This is a genomic window from Rhodocista pekingensis, from assembly GCF_042665545.1.
GTDB classification, from domain to species: Bacteria; Pseudomonadota; Alphaproteobacteria; order Azospirillales; family Azospirillaceae; genus Rhodocista; species Rhodocista pekingensis.
Window position 1 is genome coordinate 117,554 of the sequence record NZ_JBHTCM010000004.1, and the last position, 22,432, is coordinate 139,985.

Annotated in this window: 22 protein-coding genes; 15 read left to right on the top strand and 7 right to left on the bottom strand. The window is 70.3% G+C overall.

Annotated elements, in window-relative coordinates; translation table 11 throughout:
* The 6 genes from ACFQPS_RS01135 to ACFQPS_RS01160 all read left to right on the top strand — a co-directional run bounded on the left by ACFQPS_RS01135 (position 1) and on the right by ACFQPS_RS01160 (position 10,647).
* Complete coding sequence (locus ACFQPS_RS01135; protein ID WP_377355719.1) at positions 1-996, top strand: glycosyltransferase; 996 nt, start codon at positions 1-3, stop codon at positions 994-996.
* Entirely contained in the window at positions 983-2,266 is a 1,284-nt protein-coding gene (locus ACFQPS_RS01140) for a glycosyltransferase family 2 protein (protein WP_377355720.1), read from the top strand. The genes ACFQPS_RS01135 and ACFQPS_RS01140 overlap by 14 nt, the downstream gene beginning before the upstream one ends.
* A gap of 77 nt (positions 2,267-2,343) precedes the next feature.
* Positions 2,344-4,806: a glycosyltransferase gene (locus tag ACFQPS_RS01145; RefSeq protein ID WP_377355722.1), complete on the top strand. Its 2,463-nt coding sequence runs from the start codon at positions 2,344-2,346 to the stop codon at positions 4,804-4,806.
* Between the two features lie 234 nt (positions 4,807-5,040).
* The gene (locus ACFQPS_RS01150; RefSeq protein WP_377355724.1) at positions 5,041-5,343 is read left to right on the top strand and encodes a helix-turn-helix domain-containing protein; all 303 of its coding nucleotides are present in this window, start codon (positions 5,041-5,043) and stop codon (positions 5,341-5,343) included.
* Positions 5,344-5,599: 256 nt separating this feature from the next.
* Complete coding sequence (locus ACFQPS_RS01155; protein ID WP_377355725.1) at positions 5,600-8,875, top strand: beta strand repeat-containing protein; 3,276 nt, start codon at positions 5,600-5,602, stop codon at positions 8,873-8,875.
* A gap of 236 nt (positions 8,876-9,111) precedes the next feature.
* Complete coding sequence (locus ACFQPS_RS01160) at positions 9,112-10,647, top strand: class I SAM-dependent methyltransferase (RefSeq protein ID WP_377355727.1); 1,536 nt, start codon at positions 9,112-9,114, stop codon at positions 10,645-10,647.
* A 76-nt stretch (positions 10,648-10,723) separates the two neighbouring features.
* Here the strand turns inward: ACFQPS_RS01160 and ACFQPS_RS01165 are convergent, their stop codons facing one another.
* Entirely contained in the window at positions 10,724-11,326 is a 603-nt protein-coding gene (locus ACFQPS_RS01165) for an SIS domain-containing protein (protein ID WP_377355728.1), read from the bottom strand.
* A gap of 207 nt (positions 11,327-11,533) precedes the next feature.
* On the opposite strand from ACFQPS_RS01165, the gene ACFQPS_RS01170 reads away from it, so the two are divergent.
* Positions 11,534-12,160: a NeuD/PglB/VioB family sugar acetyltransferase gene (locus tag ACFQPS_RS01170; RefSeq protein WP_377355730.1), complete on the top strand. Its 627-nt coding sequence runs from the start codon at positions 11,534-11,536 to the stop codon at positions 12,158-12,160.
* 38 nt (positions 12,161-12,198) lie between these two features.
* Here the strand turns inward: ACFQPS_RS01170 and ACFQPS_RS01175 are convergent, their stop codons facing one another.
* Positions 12,199-12,717, bottom strand: a complete 519-nt coding sequence (locus tag ACFQPS_RS01175; RefSeq protein ID WP_377355731.1) for a MarR family winged helix-turn-helix transcriptional regulator — start codon at positions 12,715-12,717, stop codon at positions 12,199-12,201.
* Positions 12,718-12,776: 59 nt separating this feature from the next.
* Entirely contained in the window at positions 12,777-13,202 is a 426-nt protein-coding gene (locus ACFQPS_RS01180) for an organic hydroperoxide resistance protein (RefSeq protein ID WP_377355733.1), read from the bottom strand.
* Positions 13,203-13,489: 287 nt separating this feature from the next.
* On the opposite strand from ACFQPS_RS01180, the gene ACFQPS_RS01185 reads away from it, so the two are divergent.
* The 3 genes from ACFQPS_RS01185 (at position 13,490) to ACFQPS_RS01195 (ending at position 15,401) form a co-directional block, all read left to right on the top strand.
* Positions 13,490-14,245 (top strand): class I SAM-dependent methyltransferase, encoded by a 756-nt coding sequence (locus ACFQPS_RS01185; RefSeq protein ID WP_377355735.1) that lies wholly within the window; start codon positions 13,490-13,492, stop codon positions 14,243-14,245.
* 149 nt (positions 14,246-14,394) lie between these two features.
* A complete protein-coding gene (locus ACFQPS_RS01190) occupies positions 14,395-14,907 on the top strand; it encodes a ferritin-like domain-containing protein (protein ID WP_377355737.1) in 513 nt (170 codons plus the stop codon).
* Between the two features lie 251 nt (positions 14,908-15,158).
* Positions 15,159-15,401: a hypothetical protein gene (locus ACFQPS_RS01195; RefSeq protein ID WP_377355739.1), complete on the top strand. Its 243-nt coding sequence runs from the start codon at positions 15,159-15,161 to the stop codon at positions 15,399-15,401.
* A 329-nt stretch (positions 15,402-15,730) separates the two neighbouring features.
* On the opposite strand, the gene ACFQPS_RS01200 is transcribed toward ACFQPS_RS01195, so the two are convergent.
* Positions 15,731-16,807, bottom strand: coding sequence for a hypothetical protein (locus tag ACFQPS_RS01200; RefSeq protein WP_377355740.1), 1,077 nt, complete (start codon positions 16,805-16,807; stop codon positions 15,731-15,733).
* Positions 16,808-17,321: 514 nt separating this feature from the next.
* On the bottom strand, positions 17,322-18,230 hold the full coding sequence (locus ACFQPS_RS01205) for an ROK family protein (RefSeq protein WP_377356621.1): 909 nt from the start codon (positions 18,228-18,230) through the stop codon (positions 17,322-17,324).
* A gap of 199 nt (positions 18,231-18,429) precedes the next feature.
* Here ACFQPS_RS01205 and ACFQPS_RS01210 point away from each other — a divergent pair, with 199 nt between their 5' ends.
* Genes ACFQPS_RS01210 through ACFQPS_RS01220 form a run of 3 tightly spaced genes read left to right on the top strand, consistent with a single transcriptional unit; the run spans position 18,430 to position 20,146 of the window.
* Complete coding sequence (locus ACFQPS_RS01210) at positions 18,430-19,044, top strand: hypothetical protein (protein WP_377355742.1); 615 nt, start codon at positions 18,430-18,432, stop codon at positions 19,042-19,044.
* 18 nt (positions 19,045-19,062) lie between these two features.
* Positions 19,063-19,803 carry an AzlC family ABC transporter permease gene (locus tag ACFQPS_RS01215; protein WP_377355744.1) on the top strand — a complete coding sequence of 247 codons (741 nt, stop codon included), beginning with the start codon at positions 19,063-19,065 and terminating at the stop codon, positions 19,801-19,803.
* On the top strand, positions 19,796-20,146 hold the full coding sequence (locus ACFQPS_RS01220; protein ID WP_377355745.1) for an AzlD domain-containing protein: 351 nt from the start codon (positions 19,796-19,798) through the stop codon (positions 20,144-20,146). The genes ACFQPS_RS01215 and ACFQPS_RS01220 overlap by 8 nt, the downstream gene beginning before the upstream one ends.
* A 1-nt stretch (position 20,147) precedes the next feature.
* Here ACFQPS_RS01220 and ACFQPS_RS01225 read toward each other — a convergent pair whose 3' ends face one another.
* Positions 20,148-20,411, bottom strand: coding sequence for a hypothetical protein (locus ACFQPS_RS01225; RefSeq protein ID WP_377355747.1), 264 nt, complete (start codon positions 20,409-20,411; stop codon positions 20,148-20,150).
* Positions 20,412-20,536: 125 nt separating this feature from the next.
* On the opposite strand from ACFQPS_RS01225, the gene ACFQPS_RS01230 reads away from it, so the two are divergent.
* Complete coding sequence (locus ACFQPS_RS01230; RefSeq protein WP_377355749.1) at positions 20,537-20,746, top strand: hypothetical protein; 210 nt, start codon at positions 20,537-20,539, stop codon at positions 20,744-20,746.
* A gap of 42 nt (positions 20,747-20,788) precedes the next feature.
* On the opposite strand, the gene ACFQPS_RS01235 is transcribed toward ACFQPS_RS01230, so the two are convergent.
* Positions 20,789-21,865 (bottom strand): MBL fold metallo-hydrolase, encoded by a 1,077-nt coding sequence (locus ACFQPS_RS01235; protein WP_377355751.1) that lies wholly within the window; start codon positions 21,863-21,865, stop codon positions 20,789-20,791.
* Positions 21,866-22,199: 334 nt separating this feature from the next.
* On the opposite strand from ACFQPS_RS01235, the gene ACFQPS_RS01240 reads away from it, so the two are divergent.
* On the top strand, positions 22,200-22,397 hold the full coding sequence (locus tag ACFQPS_RS01240; protein ID WP_377355753.1) for a hypothetical protein: 198 nt from the start codon (positions 22,200-22,202) through the stop codon (positions 22,395-22,397).
* Positions 22,398-22,432: the final 35 nt, after the last annotated feature.

The following is a 22,432-nucleotide window of genomic DNA, read 5'->3' on the forward strand; positions in this document are numbered from 1 at the left end:
ATGGATACCCCGAAAGTCAGCGTCGTCATCGCCGCCTACAATCATGCCGACTTCGTCGTGGAGGCCATCGACAGCGTCCTGGGACAGGCTGCGTTTCCTCTGGAGGTCGTGGTCACCGATGACGGGTCCGCGGACGGCACCGCCGAGAGGTTGAGGGCTGTCGCCAGGGCGGAGCCGCGACTCCGGCTGAACCTCTTCGAAAGCAACCGCGGCGCCTGCATCGCCATGAACGATGCCATCTCCCGGGCGCGCGGAGACTATGTGGCCGTTCTGAACTCGGATGACCGCAGCCTTCCGCGGCGGCTGGAGAATCAGGCAGACTTTCTCGATGCGAATCCGGGCACGGCCGCCGTCTTCGGATTGCCCCGGTTCATCACGGAGACAGGGGCGACCTTCACCGATTCAAGCCACAAGGACTTTTCGGTCTTCCGGCAGGCGAACAGGCCCCGGAGCGGCTGGCTCCGGCATTTCTTCTTCTGGGGAAACTGCCTTTGCCATCCGACGGCGATGGTGCGCCGGTCCGTCTACGCCGAGGTGGGGGGGTACGACCCGCGTCTCGCGCAACTGCCGGATCTGGACATGTGGGTGCGTATCTGTGCGCACCACGAGATCCATGTCATGGAGCAGGAGATGGTCGAATTCCGCATCCTCTCCGGGCAGCGCAACGCCAGCGCTGCGCGGCCCGACGTGCTGGCCCGCGACGCCTGGGAGAGGGGCCGGATTCTGGAGCGCTTTCTCGATCTCGACGAGGCGGTGTTCCGGGAGGCCTTCCGCGAGGACCTGCGTGACCTCGGGGTGCCGTCGGATGCGGCCCGTCCGGTCGCTCTGGCGCGGCTGGCGCTCAAGGGCTGCCTGCCGGCGCACCGGTCCTTCGCCCTGGATCAGCTCTACAGGGCGTTGGGACCGACCGGCACGGCCGGCCCGGGAGGCCCGACCTGCGCAGAGTTCCACCGGCTGGTGGGTGGTCAGGACCTGCCCCTGGATGGCGGGCGCTGAGATGTCCAACCCTGCGGTCAGCGTCGTCATCCCGGCCTACAACCACGCCCCCTATGTCGGTGCGGCGATCGAGAGCGTTCTCTGCCAGAGCCTGGAGGCGGTCGAGCTCATCGTCATCGATGACGGGTCGCGGGATGCGACCGCGGAGCGGGTCGAAGCCTACCTGGGCGACCCGCGGGTCCGGCTGGAGCGGCAGGCGAATGCGGGATCGCATGCGGCGATCAACCGGGGTGTCGCCCTGGCCCGGGCGCCCTGGGTTGCCATTCTCAATTCGGACGACCTCTTCCATCCGGACCGTCTGGCGCGGATGCTCGCCTCCTGCCGGTCCAACAGGTGGGACTTCGCCGTCAGCGGCTTCGATCTGATCGATGGCGAGGGGGCACCCATCGACGCGCCCGACCACTGGTTGAGACGTCGCACGGATCCGGTGCTGAACTACGCCCGGAGCCACGGAGTCTGGCCGGGCATCCTTTTTGGCAACTTCACGGTTTCCACCTCCAATTTCTTCTTCAGCCGCGACCTCTGGCGCCGGATCGGACCGTTCGCCCATTACCGCTACGTGCTGGACTGGGACTGGGCCTTGCGGGCCATCGCCGCCGCCCCGGCGCGGGCCGGCTGGTTGCCGGACGAGGCGCTGTTCAGCTACCGCCTGCACGGCGCCAACACGATCTCCGGGGCGGGCCTGCGCAGCAGCTTCGAGATCGAGCTGCTGCTGCGGCGGGCGCTGCTCCGGCGGTTGCCGGAGTGGGCCCCCGGCATCGCCCGCATGCGGGAGTTCGGGCGCGATGCCCGCCGCACCGCCGCCGCCCAGGCGGTCGGCCGGACCGTCGCGGCGCACGAGGCCGAACTGGCCGAGGTTCACGCCGGATACCGGGCCGAGCTGGACCGTGTCCACGCGGCTCACCGGGCCGACCTGGATCGGCTGCATGCCGGTTACCGGACCCGGATCGACGCCCTGGACGCCGAGCTGGTCCAGGTGCACCACGGTTACCGGACGGAGATCGACCGTCTGGGCGCCGAGCGGGCGCAGGAACGGGAGTGGTTCGCCCGTGTCCTGGAAACGGAACGCGCCGCGGCTGCGCTGGAGGCCGACGGGCTCCGGCAGGCGCTCCAGGCCGAACGGGAGAATGCCGAGGCCACCCGCGCCTACTATGAGGCCCGTCTGGCTGCGATCTATTCATCGACCTCCTGGGCGTTCAGCCGACCCGTGCGTGCCGTGGGGCGGCTGCTCCACGCCCTCCGCGACGTTGGCGGCGGTAGGGCTCGGTGATAGATATGCCGCCGTTCCAGGACCCGGTCGGTCAATCCGGCGCGACCGCTCTTCTCCGCAACGAAACGCTGTCCCTGATGAACGTTCCCGCCGAACCGCTGTCCACCAGTTCCGCTCCGACCCCTCCCGTGCGGGGCGATGCCCCCCGGGGCGACCTGCTGGTCCGTCTCGATGCCTGTCTACGGCTGCTTGAGGCGCCCCGGACGCCTGCCGACCAGGGAAGCGGGCGGATCGACGCCGCCGCCCTCCGGCGGGAGCTGGAGGCGGCCGGGCTTGCCGCGGCGCGGCTGGAGCAGCAGTTGCTGGCATCGGACCAGGAGCTTGGCCGAGTCACGGCGGAGCTGACCGTTTCCCGTCAGGAGCTGGCGGACCGCGAGCTCAGGTTGCGCGAGATCTTCGCCTCCCGGTCCTGGCGTCTGACCGCGCCGGTCCGGGTGATCGGCCGGCTGCTGCGCCGGCTCCGGATGCTGCTGGGGCGGGTGGGGGGCGAGGCGACGTCCGCCCTGCCCGCCGCGGCGCCGGCCGAGCCGCCGGCCCTGTCCGCGCCCCGTCCCGGGCGGCCGCCGCCGCCGGCCGCGCAACGGCTGCGGATCGCCACCCTGGCCGCCGCCGCGCCGGAGGTGTCGGTCATCATCCCGGTGTTCAACCAGATCCCCTACACCCTGGCCTGCCTGGACAGCATCGCCCGCGCACTGCCGCGGGTGCCGTTCGAGGTCATCGTCGTGGACGACGCCTCCAGCGACGCGACCGCGTCCGAACTCGCCGGGCGTGACGATATCCGCTACCTGCGCAACCCGGAGAATCTGGGGTTCATCGGCGCCTGCAACCGCGGCGCGGCGGAGGCCCGGGGGCGGCTGCTGATGTTCCTCAACAACGACACGACCGTCGAGCCGGGCTGGCTCGACCGGCTGGTGGAGACGCTGGAGCAGCATCCGGAGGCGGGTCTGGTCGGGTCGAAGCTGATCTATCCCGACGGCCGGCTTCAGGAGGCGGGCGGGATCGTCTTCGCCGACGCCTCGGGGTGGAACTGGGGGCGGCTGGGCAGCCCTGACGATCCCGCCGTGAACTATCTGCGCGACGTGGACTACTGCTCCGGCGCGGCCATCCTGGTGCGGGCGGATCTGTTCCGCCGGCTGGGCGGCTTCGACACCCGCTACGCGCCGGCCTATTACGAGGATACCGATCTGGCGTTCGGCATCCGGTCGCTGGGTTTCCGCGTGCTCTATCAGCCCCTGTCGCGGGTGGTGCATTACGAGGGCGTGACCTCGGGCACCGATCTGGGGGCCGGCATCAAGCGTCACCAGACCCTGAACCGGCCCCGTTTCCTGGAGAAGTGGCAGGCCGATCTGGCGCGGCACGGCAGCCCGGCGGACCTGCCGGCGGCGGCCGACCGGCGGCCGGCCTTCCGCATGCTGGTGGTGGACGCCACGACCCCGACGCCCGACCAGGATTCCGGCTCGGTGGACATGGTCAACCTGCTGCGCATCGTGTCGGATCTCGGCGGCCGGGTGACCTTCGTCCCGGAGGACAACTTCGCCCATGCCGGGCGCTATACCGAGGAGCTTCAGGGCGCCGGGGTGGAGTGCATCCATGCGCCGTTCTTCCGCACCATGCACGATTTCCTGCGGGCGCGGGGGGCGGAGTTCGATGTCGTGCTGATGGCGCGCGGGCCGCATGCGGCGCGGCACATCGACGAGGTGCGGCGCCACTGCCCGCAGGCGCCGGTGATCTTCGACACGGTGGACCTGCACTTCCTGCGCGTCGACCGGCGGGCGGAGCTGACCGGCGATCCGGCCCTGCGGGCGGAGGCGGCCCGGCTGCGGACGCTGGAGCTGGACATGATCCGCCGCAGCGACGCCACCCTGGTCCGCAGCATCGAGGAGAAGCGCCTGCTGGACGCGCAGGGCGTGGGGGAGCGCGTGTCCATCCTGCCGCTGATCCGCGAGGTTCCCGACCGCATGCCGCCGCGTGAGGGGCGCGCGGGCGTCATCTTCGTCGGCGGTTTCCGGCACGATCCCAATGTCGATGCGGTGTGCTGGTTCGTGGCCGAGGTCTGGCCGCGGGTCCGGCGTGCGCTGCCCGATGCCGTCTTCCGCATCGTCGGCAGCAACGTGCCGCCCGAGGTCGCGGCGCTGGCCGGCAACGGGGTGGAGGTGGTCGGTTTCGTGCCGGACATCGCGCCGCTGATGGAGCGGGCGCTCGTCTCCGTCGCCCCGCTGCGCTACGGCGCGGGCCTGAAGGGCAAGCTCGCCACCAGCTTCATGCACGGCCTGCCGGCGGTGGCCACGCCGGTGGCGGTGGAGGGCATGGTCCTGGACCCGGACGAGGCCGTGCTGGTCGCCGACGATCCGGCCGGCTTCGCCGATGCGGTGATCCGCCTGCACCGCGACGACGCGCTGTGGCGGCGGCTGGCGGAGGAGGGGGCGGCCTTCTGCCGGCGCGAGTTCGGCCTTCCGGTGAATGGCCGGCGCATCGCGCGCCTGCTTGCCGACCTCGGCGTTCCGGTGGCCGCTCCCCCGGACCGGGCCGCGGCGGAATAGGCCGCCGCCCCTTCTTCCCCACCCGCTTCCCGTTCCTTCCCACGGCCCGCGGCCCACGGCCCACGGCCCGGTCCCCCTCGGCGGACCGGGCCGTGGCGTTCAGGAGACATTCCGGGGATATTCCCGGGACATTCTCCGTTCGGCTGAACGCATGCCCGCTAGATAAGCGAATTGCTGTTGCGTGGTTCACTGAACGGGGCTACAAAGGGGTGGTTTCCGGGCGGGGGCACCACCATGGCGCAGGCAGACGTAAAACTCGGCAAATCAGAAACCGACCGCCTCCGGCGGGAGGGCGGGGCGGAGCTGAAGCGTCTGCGGGAGCAATGCGGCCTGACCCAGCGTGAGTTGGCGAACCGGGTCGGGTTCGACTATTACACCTTCATTGCGCAGATCGAGGGTGGGCGCGGTCGTCTGCCGCCCGACCGCTACCAGTCCTATGCCGACGCCCTGGGCGTGCCGCATCAGGATTTCGCCAGACTGATGCTCCGCTACTACGAGCCGGTGACCTACCGGCTGCTGTTCGGAGAAAATCCGTGACAACTGCACGCTTCCATGGTCACTGGAAGTCGGGATTACTTCAAAATCCCAGGCTCCGATGCGCCGGCCTGCCGCCGTCCGCTCCGGGTGTTGGTGAAAAGCGCCTTCTGTAACAATGGGTTAAACATTGGCGTGGTAGCGAAGCAGACGACTGGTCCCGGGACCGATCCCGGAACCGCTTCCCCGAATCGGGAGGCGGCTCCGGCATCCGTCGCGGTACGCGGGCGCACCAGTCCCGCCTGGTCGGATGGTTTGAATGGCTGATCAGCAACCCTTGAGGGGGAAAGACATGTCGAATTTTCTGGCTTTCGACAGCACCGCTTACCTGAAGAACAATCCGGACGTTCTCCAGGCGGTGCTGAACGGTGGCTTTCCGAGCGCCCGCGCCCACTTCGAGCAGTTCGGTGTCAAGGAGCTGCGTAATCCGAACGCGGTGGTCAATCTGACCTACATCCTGACCGAGAACGCCGACACGGTGCTCGCGGCGATCCAGAGCGGCGCCGCCAAGGACGTGTTCGACTGGTACGTGAATACCGGTGTGAAGACGGGCGTCGCCCCGAATGCCGAGCTGGCTACCTTCGACTCCGCCAAGTACCTCGCCGACAACCTGGACGTGAAGGCGGCCGTCGATGCCGGTTACTTCAAGTCCGCCCTCGAGCACTACCTGGCCTACGGCCGCGCCGAGTCCCGCCCGGCCTTCAGCACGGACGGCACCCAGGTCGATGAGCCGGTCGGCAACACCATCGCCCTGACCACGGGGACGGACACCCTCACCGGCACGGCCGCCAATGACACCTTCATCGGTGTGGCGGACGGCGTGACCTCGATCACGGTCGGCGCCGGCCAGCCGGTCACCCAGACCTTCGGCGGCCTGGACGTGGTCGATGGCGGTGCGGGCACCGACACGATGCGCCTGACCAACGAAGTCGGCACGATGACCCTGGCCACCTCGGTCACGGTGAAGAGCATCGAGAAGCTCGAGCTGATCAGCGCGGACAACGCCATCACGGCCGACGTTTCGGGCTGGGAAGGCCTGCAGACCATCACCGTTGACCAGAAGGACAACGACGCCGTCGCCGTCACGACCAAGGGCAACGCCACGGGCGTGAGCGTCACGGGCGGCACCACCGTGGCCGTGACCGACAGCGGCGCTGCCAAGAAGGACACGCTGGCGTCCGTCACCGTCCAGGATGCCACCGGCGCGATCACCGTCGCCTCCGATGTGCTGACCAAGCTGACCCTGATCGAGTCCGACGGCGGCGCCACGGTCACCGCGGCGGCGGGCACCCGCACCCTTGACCTGACCATCAACGGGCTTACCGCCGGCACGATCACCGACGCCGAGGCGACCGGCCTGAAGGTCACCGCCACCGGCGACGCCTCCGAAGGCATCACCCTCGCGGCGGCCAAGGCCAAGGCGATCGAGTTCGCCGGCAGCGAGAGCATCTCCGTCGATATCGGCAACGCGGCCGCTCAGGCTGCCAACCTCGTGATCACCTCCAGCAACACCGCTGGCGTGACGCTGGTCAACAACGCCCTCGACACGGACGTGACCTTCACCGGCGGCGCCGGCAAGGACAGCCTGACCATCGGCGCGTCCACCAAGACGATCGACCTGGGCGCCGGCAACGACACGCTCACCGTGACGGCCGCGCTGGGTGAGGGCGGTAAGCTGGTCGGCGGCGAAGGCACCGATACGCTGGTCATGACGTCTGCCCTGGCGCAGACCCTCACCGGCTCGACCGCGTTCTCGAAGGCCATCGAAGGCTTCGAGAAGGTGAGCCTGGGCGCCGTGGCTGCCGACACCACGAATACCGTCAACCTGACGAACCTGGGCAACATCAGCCATGTGGTTTCCGCCGGCACCGGCGCCGCTGGTGTCGCCGAGACCGCGGCGATCGTCTTCACGACGCTGTCTGCCGGCGCGAGCATCACCATCGCGGGTCGCACCGTGACGGCGACCGGCGGTAACGCCACCGGTGCTCAGGTTGCTACGGCTTTCAGCACCGGCACGTCGGCCGGCGCTCTGACCGTGACGGGCACGCTGACCGACTGGACGGCCGGTGCCGTTACCGGCGCCAGCCAGGTCACCTTCACCAGCTCGAACTCCGGCAACGTCACCGATCTGACCCCGACCTTCACGGGTGTCGCGGCCCCGGTTGTACCGTCCGTTGCCACGACCAATGGCACCGGCGCGAGCGATGAAACCGCTGCTGTCACCTTCACGGATCTGGCCATCGGCCAGAGCGTCACGGTTGCCGGGCTGACCATCTCGGCGGTCACTGGCGCGGCGACGGCGGCTCAGGTCGCGGCTGCGGTTGCCGGCGGCAGCGCTGGCACCATTCAGGTCACTGGGGCGTTGGCTGACTGGACTGCGGCTCCCGCCGCCGGTGCCACGGTTACGTTCACCAGCACCACCGATAACACGGACGTTCCCAATCTGGTTCCGACCGTCGCCGGTACTCCTGCCCCGACCGTGACGTCGAACACGCCGACCAACGGCACCCCGGGGTCGGTCCTGACCGTCACCAACATGGCCAATGGCGGCACGTTCGAGCTGACCGGCGCGGTCACCGGCACGGCCACCGTGAGCCTGAAGGACGCCACCGGCACCGCCGATGTGCTGAACGTCACGCTGAACGGCGCCAGCAACATCGTCAACACCGGCAAGGTCGTCGTCGCCGGCGTCGAGACGATCAACATCGTGACGACCGACACCACCGCGGCCAGCAATCCGGCCGCTGCGTCCACGATCAACCTGGATGCGGCTGGGACCACCAAGATCGTCCTCACCGGCAATCATGGTGTGAACTTCACCGGCTCCACCCTGACGAAGCTCGTCGATCTGGATGCCTCCGGTGTCGTCGGCACCGGCGCCACGGCGGCGGCGGCGGCCACGGCCGGTACGGTGACCTTCACGTCGTCCGTCACGGACAAGGCCCTGACCGTCAAGACCGGCAACGGCAACGACACGATCATCGTCGCCAGCAACACCAAGGGCGCCACGATCGACACCGGCACCGGCAACGACACCATCACGGGTTCCCAGGGGAACGACGTGATCAACGCCGGGGCCGGCAACGACAAGGTCAACTCCAGCGCCGGTGCGGACACCATCACGCTGGGCGACGGGAACGACACCTACGTTCTGGTCGACACCGCCCACTCGGTCCTGGCGAAGTACGACACCATCCTCGACTTCAAGGCCAACACCGTGCTGGCCGATGAGGACGATGCCTCCGAGGGTGCCGCTGCCCTCGCCGACCGCGACGGCGACGTGATCGACCTGAACGGCCTGTTGGCCGACGGCGCCGATGGGATCAAGGTTTTCGTCGCCAGCAACGCTGCCGACGCCCAGACCTTCATCCAGAACACCGGCAACGCGGCTGGTGATCTCACCGGCTTCGCCCTGGATAGCAGCACCAACCTGCTGTACATGGACTTCAACCAGGACGGCGTGGTCGACTCGGTCATCAAGCTGACCGGCGTCACCACCATCACCGAGGCCGCCTTCACTGGCTTGGACGTCTGATCTCCCTTCCGGGAGACAGGTTCCGGTCCGCCGGGACCTGAGCTGACAGCCTTCGACCCCACCCCCGACAAGGGGGTGGGGTTTTTTATTGGGCGTGAAAGATTTCATCGGGCGTGGAAGAATGGACCGCATCAGCCCGGCGGCGACCGCAGGACCCGGCAGGGACCGGCAGGTCGGCAGCGGGCAGGGCATGCGTGGGTCAGCAGGGGGGCCGGAACGGCCCGGGGGAAAAGGGAATGAGCGACTGGACCGCCGGTTACATGACCGACATCGGGTATACCTACGGCTATTATTCGGAACTGAATCCGCAGCGGATCGGGCTGGCCTTCCTGAACCGGGGGCTGGTGTTCCCGGAGGTGACGACGGCCTGCGAACTGGGCTTCGGCCAGGGCCTTTCCGTGGCCATCCATGCCGCCGGCTCCACGGCCGGCTGGCACGGCACCGACTTCAACCCCTCCCAGGCGGCCTTCGCCCGCGATCTGGTCGCCGCGTCGGGCGCAGATGCCCGGCTCCGGGATGACGCCTTCGCCGAATTCTGCGCCCGGCCCGACCTGCCCGATTTCGACTTCATCGGGCTGCACGGCATCTGGAGCTGGATTTCCGATGCGAACCGGGCCGTGATCGTGGATTTCGTCCGCCGCCGGCTGAAGGTGGGCGGGGTGCTCTACATCAGCTACAACACCCTGCCGGGCTGGGCCGCCTTCGCCCCGATGCGGCATCTGATGACCGAACATGCCGACCTGCTGGGGGCGGAAGGGCGCGGCATCGTCAACCGCGTCGATGGCGCCGTTGACTTCGCGGAGAAGCTGCTGGCGACCAATCCCCTGTTCAGCCGCGCCAACCCCCTGGTGGGCGAACGGCTGAAGAAGATGAAGGAACAGAACCGCCATTATCTGGCGCACGAATACTTCAACCGGGACTGGCATCCCATGCACTTCGCCACCATGGCCGACTGGCTGGACGGGGCGAAGCTGGACTATGCCTGCTCCGCCCATTACCTGGACCATCTCGACGCGGTGAACCTGACGCCGGCGCAGCAGAGCTTCCTGGCCGAGGTGCCGGACCCGATGTTCCGGGAGACGGTCCGCGACTTCATGGTCAACCAGCAGTTCCGCCGCGACTACTGGGTCAAGGGGGCGCGCCGGTTGAGCGCGCTGGAACGGGCCGAGGCGCTGCGCTCCCGCCGGGTCATGCTGGCCAACGTCCGCGACCAGGTGTCGATGAAGATCTCCGGCGCGCTGGGAGAGGCCAGCCTGAACGATGCCGTCTATGGTCCGGTTCTGGACCTGCTGGCCGATCTCCGGCCGCGCTCGCTGGGGCAGATCGAGCAGTCCTTGCGGGGCAAGGGGATCAGCTTCGCCCAGATCGTCGAAGCCTGTCTGGTGCTCACCGGGGCGGGCCATCTCTGCGCGGTGCAGGAGGACAACGTCGCCGCCAAGGTCCGCCGGCAGACCGACAGGCTCAACGCCCATCTCTGCGGCAAGGCCCGCAGCGGGGGCGACATCGCCTTTCTCGCCAGCCCGGTGACCGGCGGCGGTGTCGTGGTCGATCGCATCCAGCAGCTTTTCCTGGCCGCCATCAGCCAGGGGGGCAAGCAGCCCGCGGACTGGGCCGCCCATGTCTGGCAGACGCTCTCGGTCCAGGGCCAGAAACTGGTCAAGGAGGGCAAGCCCCTGGAGACGGCGGAAGAGAACATGGCCGAACTGACGGCCCAGGCGCGGACCTTCGCGGACCGGCGTCTGCCGCTCCTGCGGGCCTTGCAGATCGCCTGACCGCCCGCGGCGGTGCCGCTACCGCTCACCCCCGCACGGGCGCCGGCCCGTGCGGGACCGCCGTCGGCCCCCCCGCTCAGAAGGCGCCCCCGCTCAGGTCGCCCCCGCTCAGGTCGCTGTCCAGCAGGTCGCAGAGGGCGTGCCCGATGGCGATGTGCATCTCCTGGATGCGCGGTGTCGCCTCGGACGGGACGCAGAGGCAGAGGTCGCAGGCGGCGCGCAGGGCGCCGCCCCGCGCCCCGGTCATGCCGATGCAGACGATCCCCAGGCGCCGCGCCGCGGCCACGGCTGCCAGGACGTTCGGGCTGTTGCCGCTGGTGCTCAGCGCCACCAGCACGTCGCCGGGCCGGCCCAGCGCCTCCACCTGCCGGGCGAAGATGCGCTCGAAACCGTAATCGTTGCCGATCGCCGTCAGGGCCGAGGTGTCCACCGTCAGCGCCAGTCCGGGCAGGGCGCGCCGCTCCGCCAGGAAGCGGCCGCTCAGTTCGGCGGCGATGTGCTGGCTGTCCGCGGCGGACCCGCCATTGCCGCAGAACATGATCTTGCCCCCGGCCCGGATGCAGGCGGCGATGCGGGCCGCGGCGCGGGCGATCTCCTCCGCCTGTGCCGTCAGCGCCAGGAAGTTCGCCGCCGTCTCCTCCAGCGCCGCGCGCACACGATGGCTGCCGGCCTCTGTCATGTCCGCTCCCGTCCTCTGTCCGCTGCTGGTCCGCGCCGCCCGGCACGCCGTCCGGCGGCGGCAGGCAGCCATGGCGCGGCGGGCAGGTCAAGCGCCTTCCGCACCGGCGGGCCGGTGCCAGATCGGGCAGGCGGGGCAGGGGGCGGCCGTGCTATGCAGGGGGGCGTTCCGACGGGCGCGTTCACGGCTGCGCGAGGTGCGGGTTCCATGGTCCGGCGTCCCCTTGTCATCGTCGGTGCGGGTGGTCATGGCCGCGTCGCGCTTGACACGGCCCGTCTGGCCGGCCGCACCGTCCAGGGATTCCTCGACGACACCATGGCGCCGGGCACCGCTGTCGATGGTGTCCGGGTGCTCGGCGGCAGCGGACTGACCGCCGGCCTTGCCGACGGGGCGGACCTGTTCATCGCCCTCGGGGACCAGGCGGCCCGCCGCTCCTTCGCGCTGTCCGTCCTGCACGCCGGCGGGACGCTCGCCACCCTTGTCCACCCGGCCGCCGTGGTGTCTCCCAGCGCGACGGTCGGCGACGGGTCCATCCTGGCGGCGGGGGCCATCCTGCAACCGGGCGCGCGCGTCGGCCGCTTCTGCATCCTGAACACCGCCTGTTCGGTGGACCATGACGGCGTGCTGCTGGACGGGGTGCAGGTCGGCCCCGGGGTCCGGCTAGCGGGCCGGGTGCGCTGCGGGGAGGATGTCTTCCTCGGCACCGGCGCCGTCGTCCTGCCCGGGCTGTGCATCGGCCGCGGGGCCGTGGTCGGGGCCGGCGCCGTCGTCGTCGACGACGTTCCGGCGGACCTCACCGTCGTCGGCAACCCCGCGCGCCCGCTGCTGCGCTGACAGCACGGGACCGGCGGCGGCCGCGCGCGCCGCGCGCCTTACCCGGCCTGCCTGTCCGGCGCCTGCCTGTCCGGCGCTTCCCTGTCCGGGAGGGGGGCGTCCGGCCGGGCGGCGACATGGGCGTTCAGGGCCGCGACCAGGGCGCGCACGCTGTCGCGCAGGGTGTCCAGCCCGTCCGGCGCCGGGCCGAAGCCGGCCATCAGCGTGGCCGGCACATGCTCGGCTGCGGCGCGCAGGGCGCGTCCCTCTGGCGTCAGGTCGATCAGCACCCGCCGCTCGTCCAGGGGATCGCGGCTGCGGCTGATGAGGCCCGCCTGCTCCATCCGCTTCAGCAGCGGGGTCAGGGTGCCGCTGTCCAGGTAGAGCGCCTCGCCCAGGGAGCCGACGCTGTGGGGCGTCTCTTCCCACAGCACCAGCATCACCAGATACTGGGGATAGGTCAGCCCCAGCCTGGACAGCACCGGCCGGTACAGCCGCGTCAGTAGGTTGGAGGCGGCGTAGAGCGGAAAACAGACCTGGCGGTCGAGACGCAGGGGGTCCTTTTCCGGGTCGATCATCGCCACCTTCCGTAACGGTCACATCATGCCGGCCCGGAAGGGCCGGCGGCCGGCCGGGCTTACCGGGTCGTGACCGATAGTGCCACATCGATGTTCCCCCTGACCGCATTGGAATAGGGACAGATCCGGTGGGCGGCCGCGACCAGCGCCTCCGCCGCGCTCTGGTCGATGCCGGCCAGGGTGACGGCCAGCGCCACCGACAGGCCGAAGCCGCCCGACGGGGTGGGCGACAGCCCGACCGTGGCCGCCACCGCGACATCGCCGTCGCGCAGGCGCGGGCCGCCGCTGCGGCTCGCATGCAGGATGGCGTTGCCGAAGCAGGCGGCATAGCCCGCGGCGAAAAGCTGTTCGGGGTTGGTCGCGCCGCCCTTGCCGCCCAGGCTGCCGGGCAGGGAGAGGCGGAGGTCGATCAGCCCGTCCTCGCTGCGGGCGCTGCCGTTGCGGCCGCCGACGGCGGTGACGGTGGTGGAATAGAGCGTGCTCATGGGGGCTCCGGGGACGGGGGGATGGGTGGCCGTAATATTGCGAACAAAAACATTGCGCGCAATATGATCGTCGCTCCCTGTCCGTATGGCGGACGGGGATGCCAGTCTTCCGGCGCGGCCCCGTCTGTGCGCCGCTTCCGCCGGTATCCGCTGTCGCGGTCGGCAGGAATTGGCTAAAACGCTCTCCATTCCCGCTCTTGCCCGTCCCCGCTCTTGCCCGTCCCCGCCCTTGATGCCGCCCGTTCCGCCGCCGTCCGCGGATGCGGTGGCGGTCTCCGGAACCGACCATGACCTCCAGGCTCTCCGCCCTGCCCCTGCCCGAGGACCCCGCCCTGCCGGAGGGAACCTGGGCACGGCTGTCCGCGGCAGGGTTCGTGCGGGCGGGGCAGGCGGTGCTGGACCTCGGGACCGGCACGGGCGGGCTGGCCCGCACCCTGGCGGCGCAGGGCTGCACCGTCACGGCCGTCGATCCCGCGCCGGAGGCGCTGGCGGAGGCCTGCCGGCTGGCGGCTGCGGCGGGCCTGGAGATCCGGCATGCCGAGGCGCGGGCCGAAGGCACCGGCCTGCCGGAACAGTCCTTCGATCTGGTCGTGGCGGCCCGCGCCTGGGGCTGGTTCGACCGGCGGCTGGCGCTGACGGAGGCGAAGCGGCTGCTCCGCCCCGGCGGGGGGCTGCTGATCCTGGAATACGACCGGCTGCCGTTGAACGACAATGTCGTGGACTGCACGGAGCATCTGATCCGCTCCTTCACCCCGGCCTGGCGGGGTCATGGCGGCAGCGGCACCTTCCCGGGCTGGCTGCGCGAGATCGGCGAAGCCGGGCTGACGGGGATCGAGACCTTCTCCTTCGACACGGTGGAGAGCTACGGCCACGCCGCCTGGGTCGCCCTCACCGGGCAGCGCATGGCCTCCGGCATCATGGCCGGGGAGAAGCTGCGCCGCCTGGAGGACCTGCTGCGGATGCTGCTGCGCGACCGTTTCCCGCAGCAGCCGCTCCGGGTTCCGCACCGGTTCTGGGCCGTCCACGCACGCCTGCCGGCCTGACCGGCCGGCGTGTCGCCGCGGGCGTGGGACCAGGTATGGGGGCCGGGTCTGGGGCGGGCGTGAGGGGGAGGGCGTGACAGGTGGGCCGCCCGACTGTTCTTCCGGGTGCCCCGGCGACAACGGGGCCGGAGACAACGGGAGACATGACCATGCCCACGCCCCGCGACACCCTGATCGACTATCTGCGCGATGCCTATGCCATGGAGCAGCAGGCGCTGAGCGTCATCGACCGCCAGCTTGAGCGGGTGGCCAACTATCCGTCGGTGCAGCAGCGGTTGCAGCAGCACCGGACCGAGACGGAGAGCCAGGCCGAGCGGCTGGAAACCTGCCTGCAACGGCTGGGCAGCGACACCTCCGCCGTGAAGACGGGGGTCGCCAAGCTCGGCTCGAACCTCCAGGCGATGATGAACATGTTCGCCAGTGACGAGATCATGAAGGACATGATCTCCAACTACGCGTTCGAGAACTACGAAGCGGTCAACTACAAGATCCTGGCAACCACCGCCGAGATCGCCGGCGAGCCCGAGGTCGCCCGCATCGCCAACGAGATCCTCAAGGAGGAGGAGGCGATGATCCAGTGGCTGGACGAGAACGTCCCGTCCGTCACCCGCGACTATCTTGCCCGCGACAGCGGCGCGGCCCCGCAGGCCGCCAGCCGCTGACGATCCGGTTCCGGAGCCCGCCGGGAAACCGGCGGGCACGGCCCGGTATCCGCATCCGTCCTGCCGGTTCCCGCCACCGTTCTACCCGCCCCGTTCACTCTCGAGGCGATAGAACGGACGCAGAACATTCCGCTTGATGTTCATGGTTCGTTCGTTCATGCTCGATGCAGGTTCGACGCGCAGGGGAAGGCCCCGCCGATCCGGACCCGCCCACCCGCCCCGGCCGGGGCGCCAGACGACGGAGGCGACGCGTGAACCCGATCCTAATCGCCCGCAGCCCCTTCCCAGGCAGCCCCTGTGCCGGGCACGGCCATGCCGGGCGCCTCCGTGCCGAAGGCTTCCCCGCCCCCGGTTCCTTGAGGCCGGCGCTGACGGGTCGGCCGACGATCCTGTCCCGCAGGACCCTGGGATATGTCCGCGACTTCGTCGCTGTCACCTTGCTGTTCGGCATGCTCTACGGCTGGTTCGTCCTCGGGTCTGCCCTGTCGGCCTGATCCTCCGTTCCGGCGGAACCGGTGGCCGGTCGGGAAGATTGGCAGGAAGGGGCGGACAGGCTCGATCGCCGCTGCCGCTTCCGGGAGCAAGGCCGTGCGGATGCGTCTGGCGCCGCCTGCGCCGTACCGCATCCGGAACGGCGTGAGATGACAGTGAGCTGCTGGATCTGGCGGAAACGCCGCCCTCCTGCGCTACTGACCCCGGGTGCGGCCGCCGGCCCGGTACGGAAACGGCCCCGCCTGCGCCAGACGGGGCCGTTTCCATTCAAAATTCTCTTCCCGGGCAGCTTTCCCCGGCATGTTTCCCTGGGGAAACGCCGGGGCTCCGGTCAACCGCGCGGCTGTTGCGGGGACGGCTGGTTCGTGCGGTAGGACGGGATCGGGATCGGCCGCTGCTCCTCGCGGCGGCTGGCGGACATCTCGATCTCCATGCGGGCAATGACACGGCGCAGCTCGTGCAACGCATCGTCCAGTCCCTGGATACCGGCTTCCGCCGGGTTCGCCTTCCAGGTCCGGTACAGTTCGGCACAGGTCTGCGCGGCGGTCGCCATGCGCGTATCAGCCGGTTCGGCCGGGGTTTCCTGCGCCTCGATCCGGGCGGCGTTGCGCTGCTGCCGGTGGTACGGGTAGGGCCGCTCGCGGTCGATGAATTCCCCGATCTGCACATCCGGATCGAAGCTCTCGACCTGTCCCCGGTCCGCGAAACCGCGCGGCGCCTGGTTCCGGTCACCCTGACCGCGCTCGCCCTGACCGCGCTCGCCCTGGCCCCGCTCTCCCTGGTTCCGGCCCTGATTGCGGTCGCGGTCGAAGCGTTCGCCCTGGTTGCGACCCTGGTTCCGGTCACGGCCCTGGAGCTGCATGGTGCGGCGCTGGTCGCCTCCCTGGCCCTGGTTCCGGTCGCCGCCCTGGCGCTCCCCCCCCTGGCGGTCGCCGCCCTGGAAGCGCGCCTCCCGCGGCTGCCGGTCGCGCGGGCGCTCAACCTGCGACCGCTCACCCTGCTGGCGGTCCCCGTAGGAGCGTTCGCCGTTCACCCGCTCGGCGTTCATCCGCTCGGCCGGGTTCCGGTCCTGGCCTTCGGAACGGTCGGTCGTCCGTTCGGCACTCCGTTCGGCCGTCCGGTCCGTGGACCGTTCGGCCCGCGGCGGGCGGTCGCCCTGCGGCCGTTCCGGGCGGGCTTCCTGGGCCGGCATCTCCAGCCGCGGCTGGCGCGGTGCGTCATCCACCGGAGCCACGGTCTCGCGGACCGGCTCGGCCGGAGCCTCGACCACCGCGGCGGTCTCAGTCCCGGTTTCCTGCTCTTCCCGGGTGCCGGCGGCCTCGGCCTTGCGCACGATGTAGGAGATCGCGCTGGGCGTGCAGTCGAACTCCCGTGCGATCGCCGTCAGGGTGGCGCCCGACCTGTACATCTCCAGGATTCGCGGCCACGCGGACTGCGGGATACGTCCACGGCGCTTGGGGGTATCGGCGTCGGTGTCGGATTCGGCTTTCAAGATGTCACTCGGTTGCCAGAGAGGCTCTTGCGTCATGAGGCGCGTTCACGATTTCAAGGCCGGTTGGTCGGAAGCCAAGCTCCGCACAGGCATCGTCCCCGCATAGGGCGGCGGCCATCTGGTGCCGGAGGATGACAGGAATAACAACCCTCATATTGGACATGCCGCAACGAATTGCCAGTGAAACAATGCGCCGGCCTTTGAAAAAGTGGACAGTCGGTGAATTCCGCTCCCCTGGCCGCGGCGTCGTGTCCTGAAACGCAGGCTTTCCGTCGCCGGGAGCGGGGGCGGGCAGGACATAGGGCGGCATTTTCAAAATTCCGTCCACGGGAATCGGGCAGCGTCCCCGTATCCATCGGGCACACCCCGCCGATTTTCAAAATCCACGGCCGCACGCTTTCAAAAACGGCGACCGCCCGGCACGGCCCGTTCAGACGTCACCGGGCTGCCACAGCCAGGCCGCCCCGCGCACGCCGCTCGAATCGCCATGGCGCGCGGGGCGGATCGGTGTGTCCACACCGTCGGAGAAACAGTAGTCGCCAAGCAGACGCGGCAGCGCCTCGTACAGGCGCGCCACGTTCGACATGCCGCCGCCCAGCACGATCACGTCCGGGTCCAGCACGTTGACGATACCGGCCAGCCCGCGGGCCAGCCGGTCGGCATAGCGGTCCAGGCTGGCCGCGGCTGCGCCGTCGCCGGCCGCGGCCCGGGCCACGATCTCCGCCGTTGCCAGGGCCTCTCCCGTGCTCCGCTCGTGGTCCTGGGCGAAGGCCGGGCCGGATACCCAGCGTTCCAGGCAGCCCCGGCGCCCGCAGAAACAGTCCGGCCCCGGCCATTCCGCCGCCGTCGGCCAGGGCAGCGGATTGTGCCCCCACTCTCCGGCGATGGCGTGGCGGCCCGTCAGCGGCCGGCCGTGGACGACGATGCCGCCGCCCACGCCGGTGCCGATGATGACCCCGAACACGGTGGCGGCCCCGGCAGCCGCGCCGTCCGTCGCTTCCGATACGGCGAAACAGTTGGCGTCGTTCTCCAGCCGCACCGGGCGGTCCAGGGCGCGCTCAAGGTCCTTGTCCAGGGGATGGCCGATCAGCCAGGTGGAGTTGGCGTTCTTCACCAGCCCCGTGCGCGGGGAGATCACGCCCGGGATGCCGACGCCCACGGTGCCGCGGTCGCCGGCTTCGCGGTCGAGGTCGCGGACCAGACCGACGATCGCGGCCACGGTGCCGTCATAGTCGCCGCGCGGGGTCGCCACGCGGCGGCGGGCCATCTGGCGCCCGTCTTCCGCCAGGACGATGCCTTCGATCTTGGTGCCGCCGAGGTCGATGCCGATCCGGATCATGGGACAGAAAGGGGTGTGGAAAGGGAGCCACACTTTAGACTTCCTGCGTCCCGGCGTCAGCGGGCACTTGCTGGGCGCTTCCGGCTCCGGCACAATCCGGCCCCGGAAACCTCCGGATTCCAGCGGTTTCCGCCGATCCGGCCCGCATTTTCCACCGCCTTTCGACCTTCGTCCGGTACGCAACCCAGGGAAGCCCCCGATGCCGCGTCTCCGCCGTCTTGCCGCTCTGGCCACCGCCGTCGCCCTTGCCGGCGGGTCCGTCTTCGTGAGCGGGAGCGCCCACGCCAAGGCCCCCTGTTACACGCAGGCGGAGTTCGAGGCGGAGCAGGCCATCCGCCTGCATACCGAGCTGATGGTCGTCGGCCTTACCTGCGGGGAGATGAGCCAGGCCGGCGGCCCCAGCCTGTTCGCCCAGTACAAGCAGTTCACGCTTCAGCACCGCAACGACATCGTGAGCTGGGAGAAGGCCCTGATCGGGCACTTCAAGCGGTCCCGCGGTGGCAACGCCACGCGCGAGTTCGACAGCTTCCGCACCCGCCTCGCCAACGAGACCTCGCAGCGCGCCATCGCCCTCTCCAACCCCGTGTTCTGTCAGGCCTATGTGCCGGCGGTGGTCAAGGCGCTGGCGATGTCGCGGCAGGATCTGATGGAGTCCCTCAAGGCCGACCGGCCGATGCGGCTGGCCGTGGTGCCGCGCTGCGACGCCCCGGCCAAGCCGGCGGCGGCCCGTGTCGCCGCCGCGGGCGGGGCGGGGTCGGGAACCATCCAGGTCGCGTCTTCCGGCGTGAGCCCGGCCGCCGCCAGCGCGCGCTGATCCCGGTCCGGTTCTCCCATGACCGACGCGCCCGAGGGCCGCGCCGGGCGGCGCGCCGTCGTCCGGTCCGCCCTGCTGGAGGCCTGCGGCGTTCCGGGTCTGGTGCTGGGGGCCAGCTTCCTCGGCTTCGGCTCGCTGGTGCGGGAGAGCGGCTACGGCCTCTGGATGGCGCTGGCGGCCACGGCCACGGGCTGGGCCCTGCCGGGGCAGATCGCCATGGTCGAGCTCATGGCCGTGGGCACGCCGCTCCTGCTCGTCTGCATGGCGGTGGCGCTGACCAATGCCCGGCTGATGCCCATGACGGTGGCGCTGATGCCCTGGCTGCGCCGGCCGGGCACGCCGGCCTGGCGCTACTACGCCGCCGCCCACCTGATCGCGGTGACAAGCTGGGCGAACGCCATGCGGATCTGCCCGACCCTGCCGCAGGAGTACCGGCTGGCCTGGTTCGGCACCTTCGCCGTCAGCCTGTGGGCGGTGACGCTGGTGACCACGGCGGCCGGCTATTTCCTGGCCGGGGTGGTGCCGCAGGCGGTGACGCTGGCGCTCGTCTTCCTGAACCCCGTCTATTTCATGCTGATCTTCGCGGCCGACCTGCGCCAGCGGGCGAAGTCGCTGGCGCTCGTCTTCGGGGCGGTGCTGGGGCCGCTGTTCCATCTGGTCCACCCGGACTGGGGCCTGCTGGCGACGGGTCTTGTCGCCGGCACCCTGGCCTTCCTGGCTGAACGCCATCTGAAGGCGCGGGAGGCCGGGCGTGGTTGAGGCGGCAGGTTTCCTGGGCGACTCCTGGATGGTCTGGGCGGCCGTGCTGGGGGCCGCCCTGGTCACCTATGCCTCGCGTGGGCTGGGCGTGCTGTTCGCCGGGCGGATCGACCCGGCCAGTCCGCTCTTCGACTGGGTCGGCTGCGTCGCCTATGCGCTCCTGGCCGGCTTGATCGCCCGCATGATCCTGCTGCCCATCGGTCCCCTGGCGGAAGTCCCGCTGACGGTCCGGCTGTCCGCCTCCGGCATCGCGCTGGCCATCTTTTTCCTGACCCGGCGGAGTCTCCTGCTCGGGCTGGCGGCCGGAGTCGGGGCGCTGCTGCTGATGGTGGCCGGGGGCTGACTCAACAGGCTGCGGAGCTGAAGAGCGGTTCCGTCGGCGCGACCGGTTCCGGAGGGCGCGTCGCCGTCAGGGCAGCGGCCGGTTCCTCCCGCTCCTTCAGCTCGTGCTGGCAGGCCTGCATCACGCCGCGCCAGAAGCGGGCGCCGCGCACATGGTTCGCGGCCGTGAGTTCGACCAGTTTCACCCGGCTCAGGGTGATGGCGTCGCCGCCCAGTTCCTGGACCAGACGGCGGGCGAAGATCAGGATTTCCGGATCGTGTGTCATGGCGCGATAACGGTCGGCCGGTCGATCCGTTCCGGCGCTTCCCGCAACGCAGCATGGGAACCGGCGGGCGCTCCGCGCGTTGGCGGGGACAGAAGCGGATTTCCGGAACGGAAGGCGGGGGCGGCATGCGGCGACGTCGGGCGCAGGTCGCGGAAGGGCAGCGGTATCGCAGGATCGGGGTCGGCCTGGGCATCTGGGAGGTCATCGCCATCCAGACCGACGGTGTCGGCAAGATGCATGCGCGCCTGCGCCGGGAGGATGATCCCAGTTCGGTGAAGACGCTGGCCGTCTCCGTCCTGCTCGACCCCCGGCAGTTCGAACCGCTGCCGGAGTGACACTGCCGGAGTGACACTGCCGGCGTGACGCCGCCGGGCGGGTCAGCCGACCGTGCGGAAGCGCAGGATGCCCGCGCGGTCCAGCTCGCGCCGCAGCGTGCCCTGGACCAGCAGGTGGTTCAGGTGCGCCAGCGCCTCCCCCACGGCGAAGCTCAACTGATGGGTGTCCAGCGGTCGGCGGAACAGGATCGCCGTCAGGTCCATCACCGTCCGCGGTGCTTCGGCGCAGGCGGCGAGCGTCTCCTCGAACCGCTCCCGGTGGTGCTCCGTGAGCTGGCGGCAGCGGGGGCGGAGGCCATGGAACGGCAGCCCGTGCGAGGGCAGCACCAGCGTTTCCTCCGGCAGGGTCTCCAGCCGCGCCAGCGCGTCCAGGAAGTCCATGATCGGGTCGGCATCCGGTTCTGCCGGCCAGACGCTGACATTCGGGCTGATCCGGGGCAGCACCTGGTCGCCGGAAATCAGAATGCCGGCCTCCGCACACCACAGGCAGGCATGCTCGGGCGAATGGCCGCCACCGACGATCACCTGCCACGTCCGTCCGCCGATGCCCAGCCGCGTGCCGTGGCGCAGCCGGCGGTAGGTGGCCGGCACCTCCGGGACCCCGTGCGGATAGGGGTTGCCCCGCTGTGCCATGGCGGCCAGCCGCTCCCCGTCCAGTCCGGCCAGAGCGTAGAACTGCCGGGACGACTCCGCCATCGAGGCGCTGCGGTCCTGGCTCAGCAGCCGGGCGTACAGCCACTCGGTCTGGGTCATCAGCAGCTCGGCGCCGAACCGTTCACAGATCCAGGCCCCCAGGCCCATATGGTCGGGGTGGAAGTGGGTCACGATCACCCGCGTCACCGGCCGCCCTGCCAGTGCGGTGTCGAACACCGCTTCCCAGGCGGCGCGGGTGCGGTTGCTGGCGACGCCACAGTCCACCACCACCCAGCCGTCGCCGTCGCGCAGCAGCCACAGATTGATGTGGTCCAGGGCGAAGGGCAGGGGCATCCGCACCCAGGATATCCCGTCGGCCACGTCCAGCACGGCGCCTTCCGCGGGAACCGCGGGGAACGGGTAGGACAGGCCGGGGGCGGTTCCTGCCGCTGCGGTCGCGGGAACGGTCGTCGCGGGAGCGGTCACTGTCGCATCTCCGTGGTCGTCGGGCCCCCGCCGGTCCGGACCGGCTGCGCCGGTCATTACGGCTGGGGACGGTCCGGACAGCGGTCGCGGCATTCCGCCGCCGGCGGGGAGGGGCTCCGACCTTAGCGGCTGGATGCCTGCGGCAAAGCGTCAAGATCGGCCTGTCCGCCCGGCGGCTACTTCTTCCGCGGGAGAGGAGGCGGCCGGTTGGCCGAGGGCTTTGTCACCGAAGCGAGATGGAAAGGCCGTCGGCTGCCCTGATATGACCGCTTCACCTGCCAGCCCCGCCCTCAGTCCGGGGCCGTCGGGCCCCGAAGTGTGACAGGGGTCACAGATGTCCGCTCGCTTCAGCTATGTCATTGAGATCGAAGACGAGGCCGTCGGCCTTGTCATTCCGACGAACGACGACCGGCGGTCCGGCGTGATCTTCCATGCGGTCCATCCCAAGGCACAGGCGCTGCACGGGCGCAGTTTCGATGATCCGCAGCAGGCGACGCGCGCGGCCTCGGTGGCGATGGGGCGTGCCGCCTGACCACCCGGGGCGAGCCCGGGCTGTCGGGCTTACCC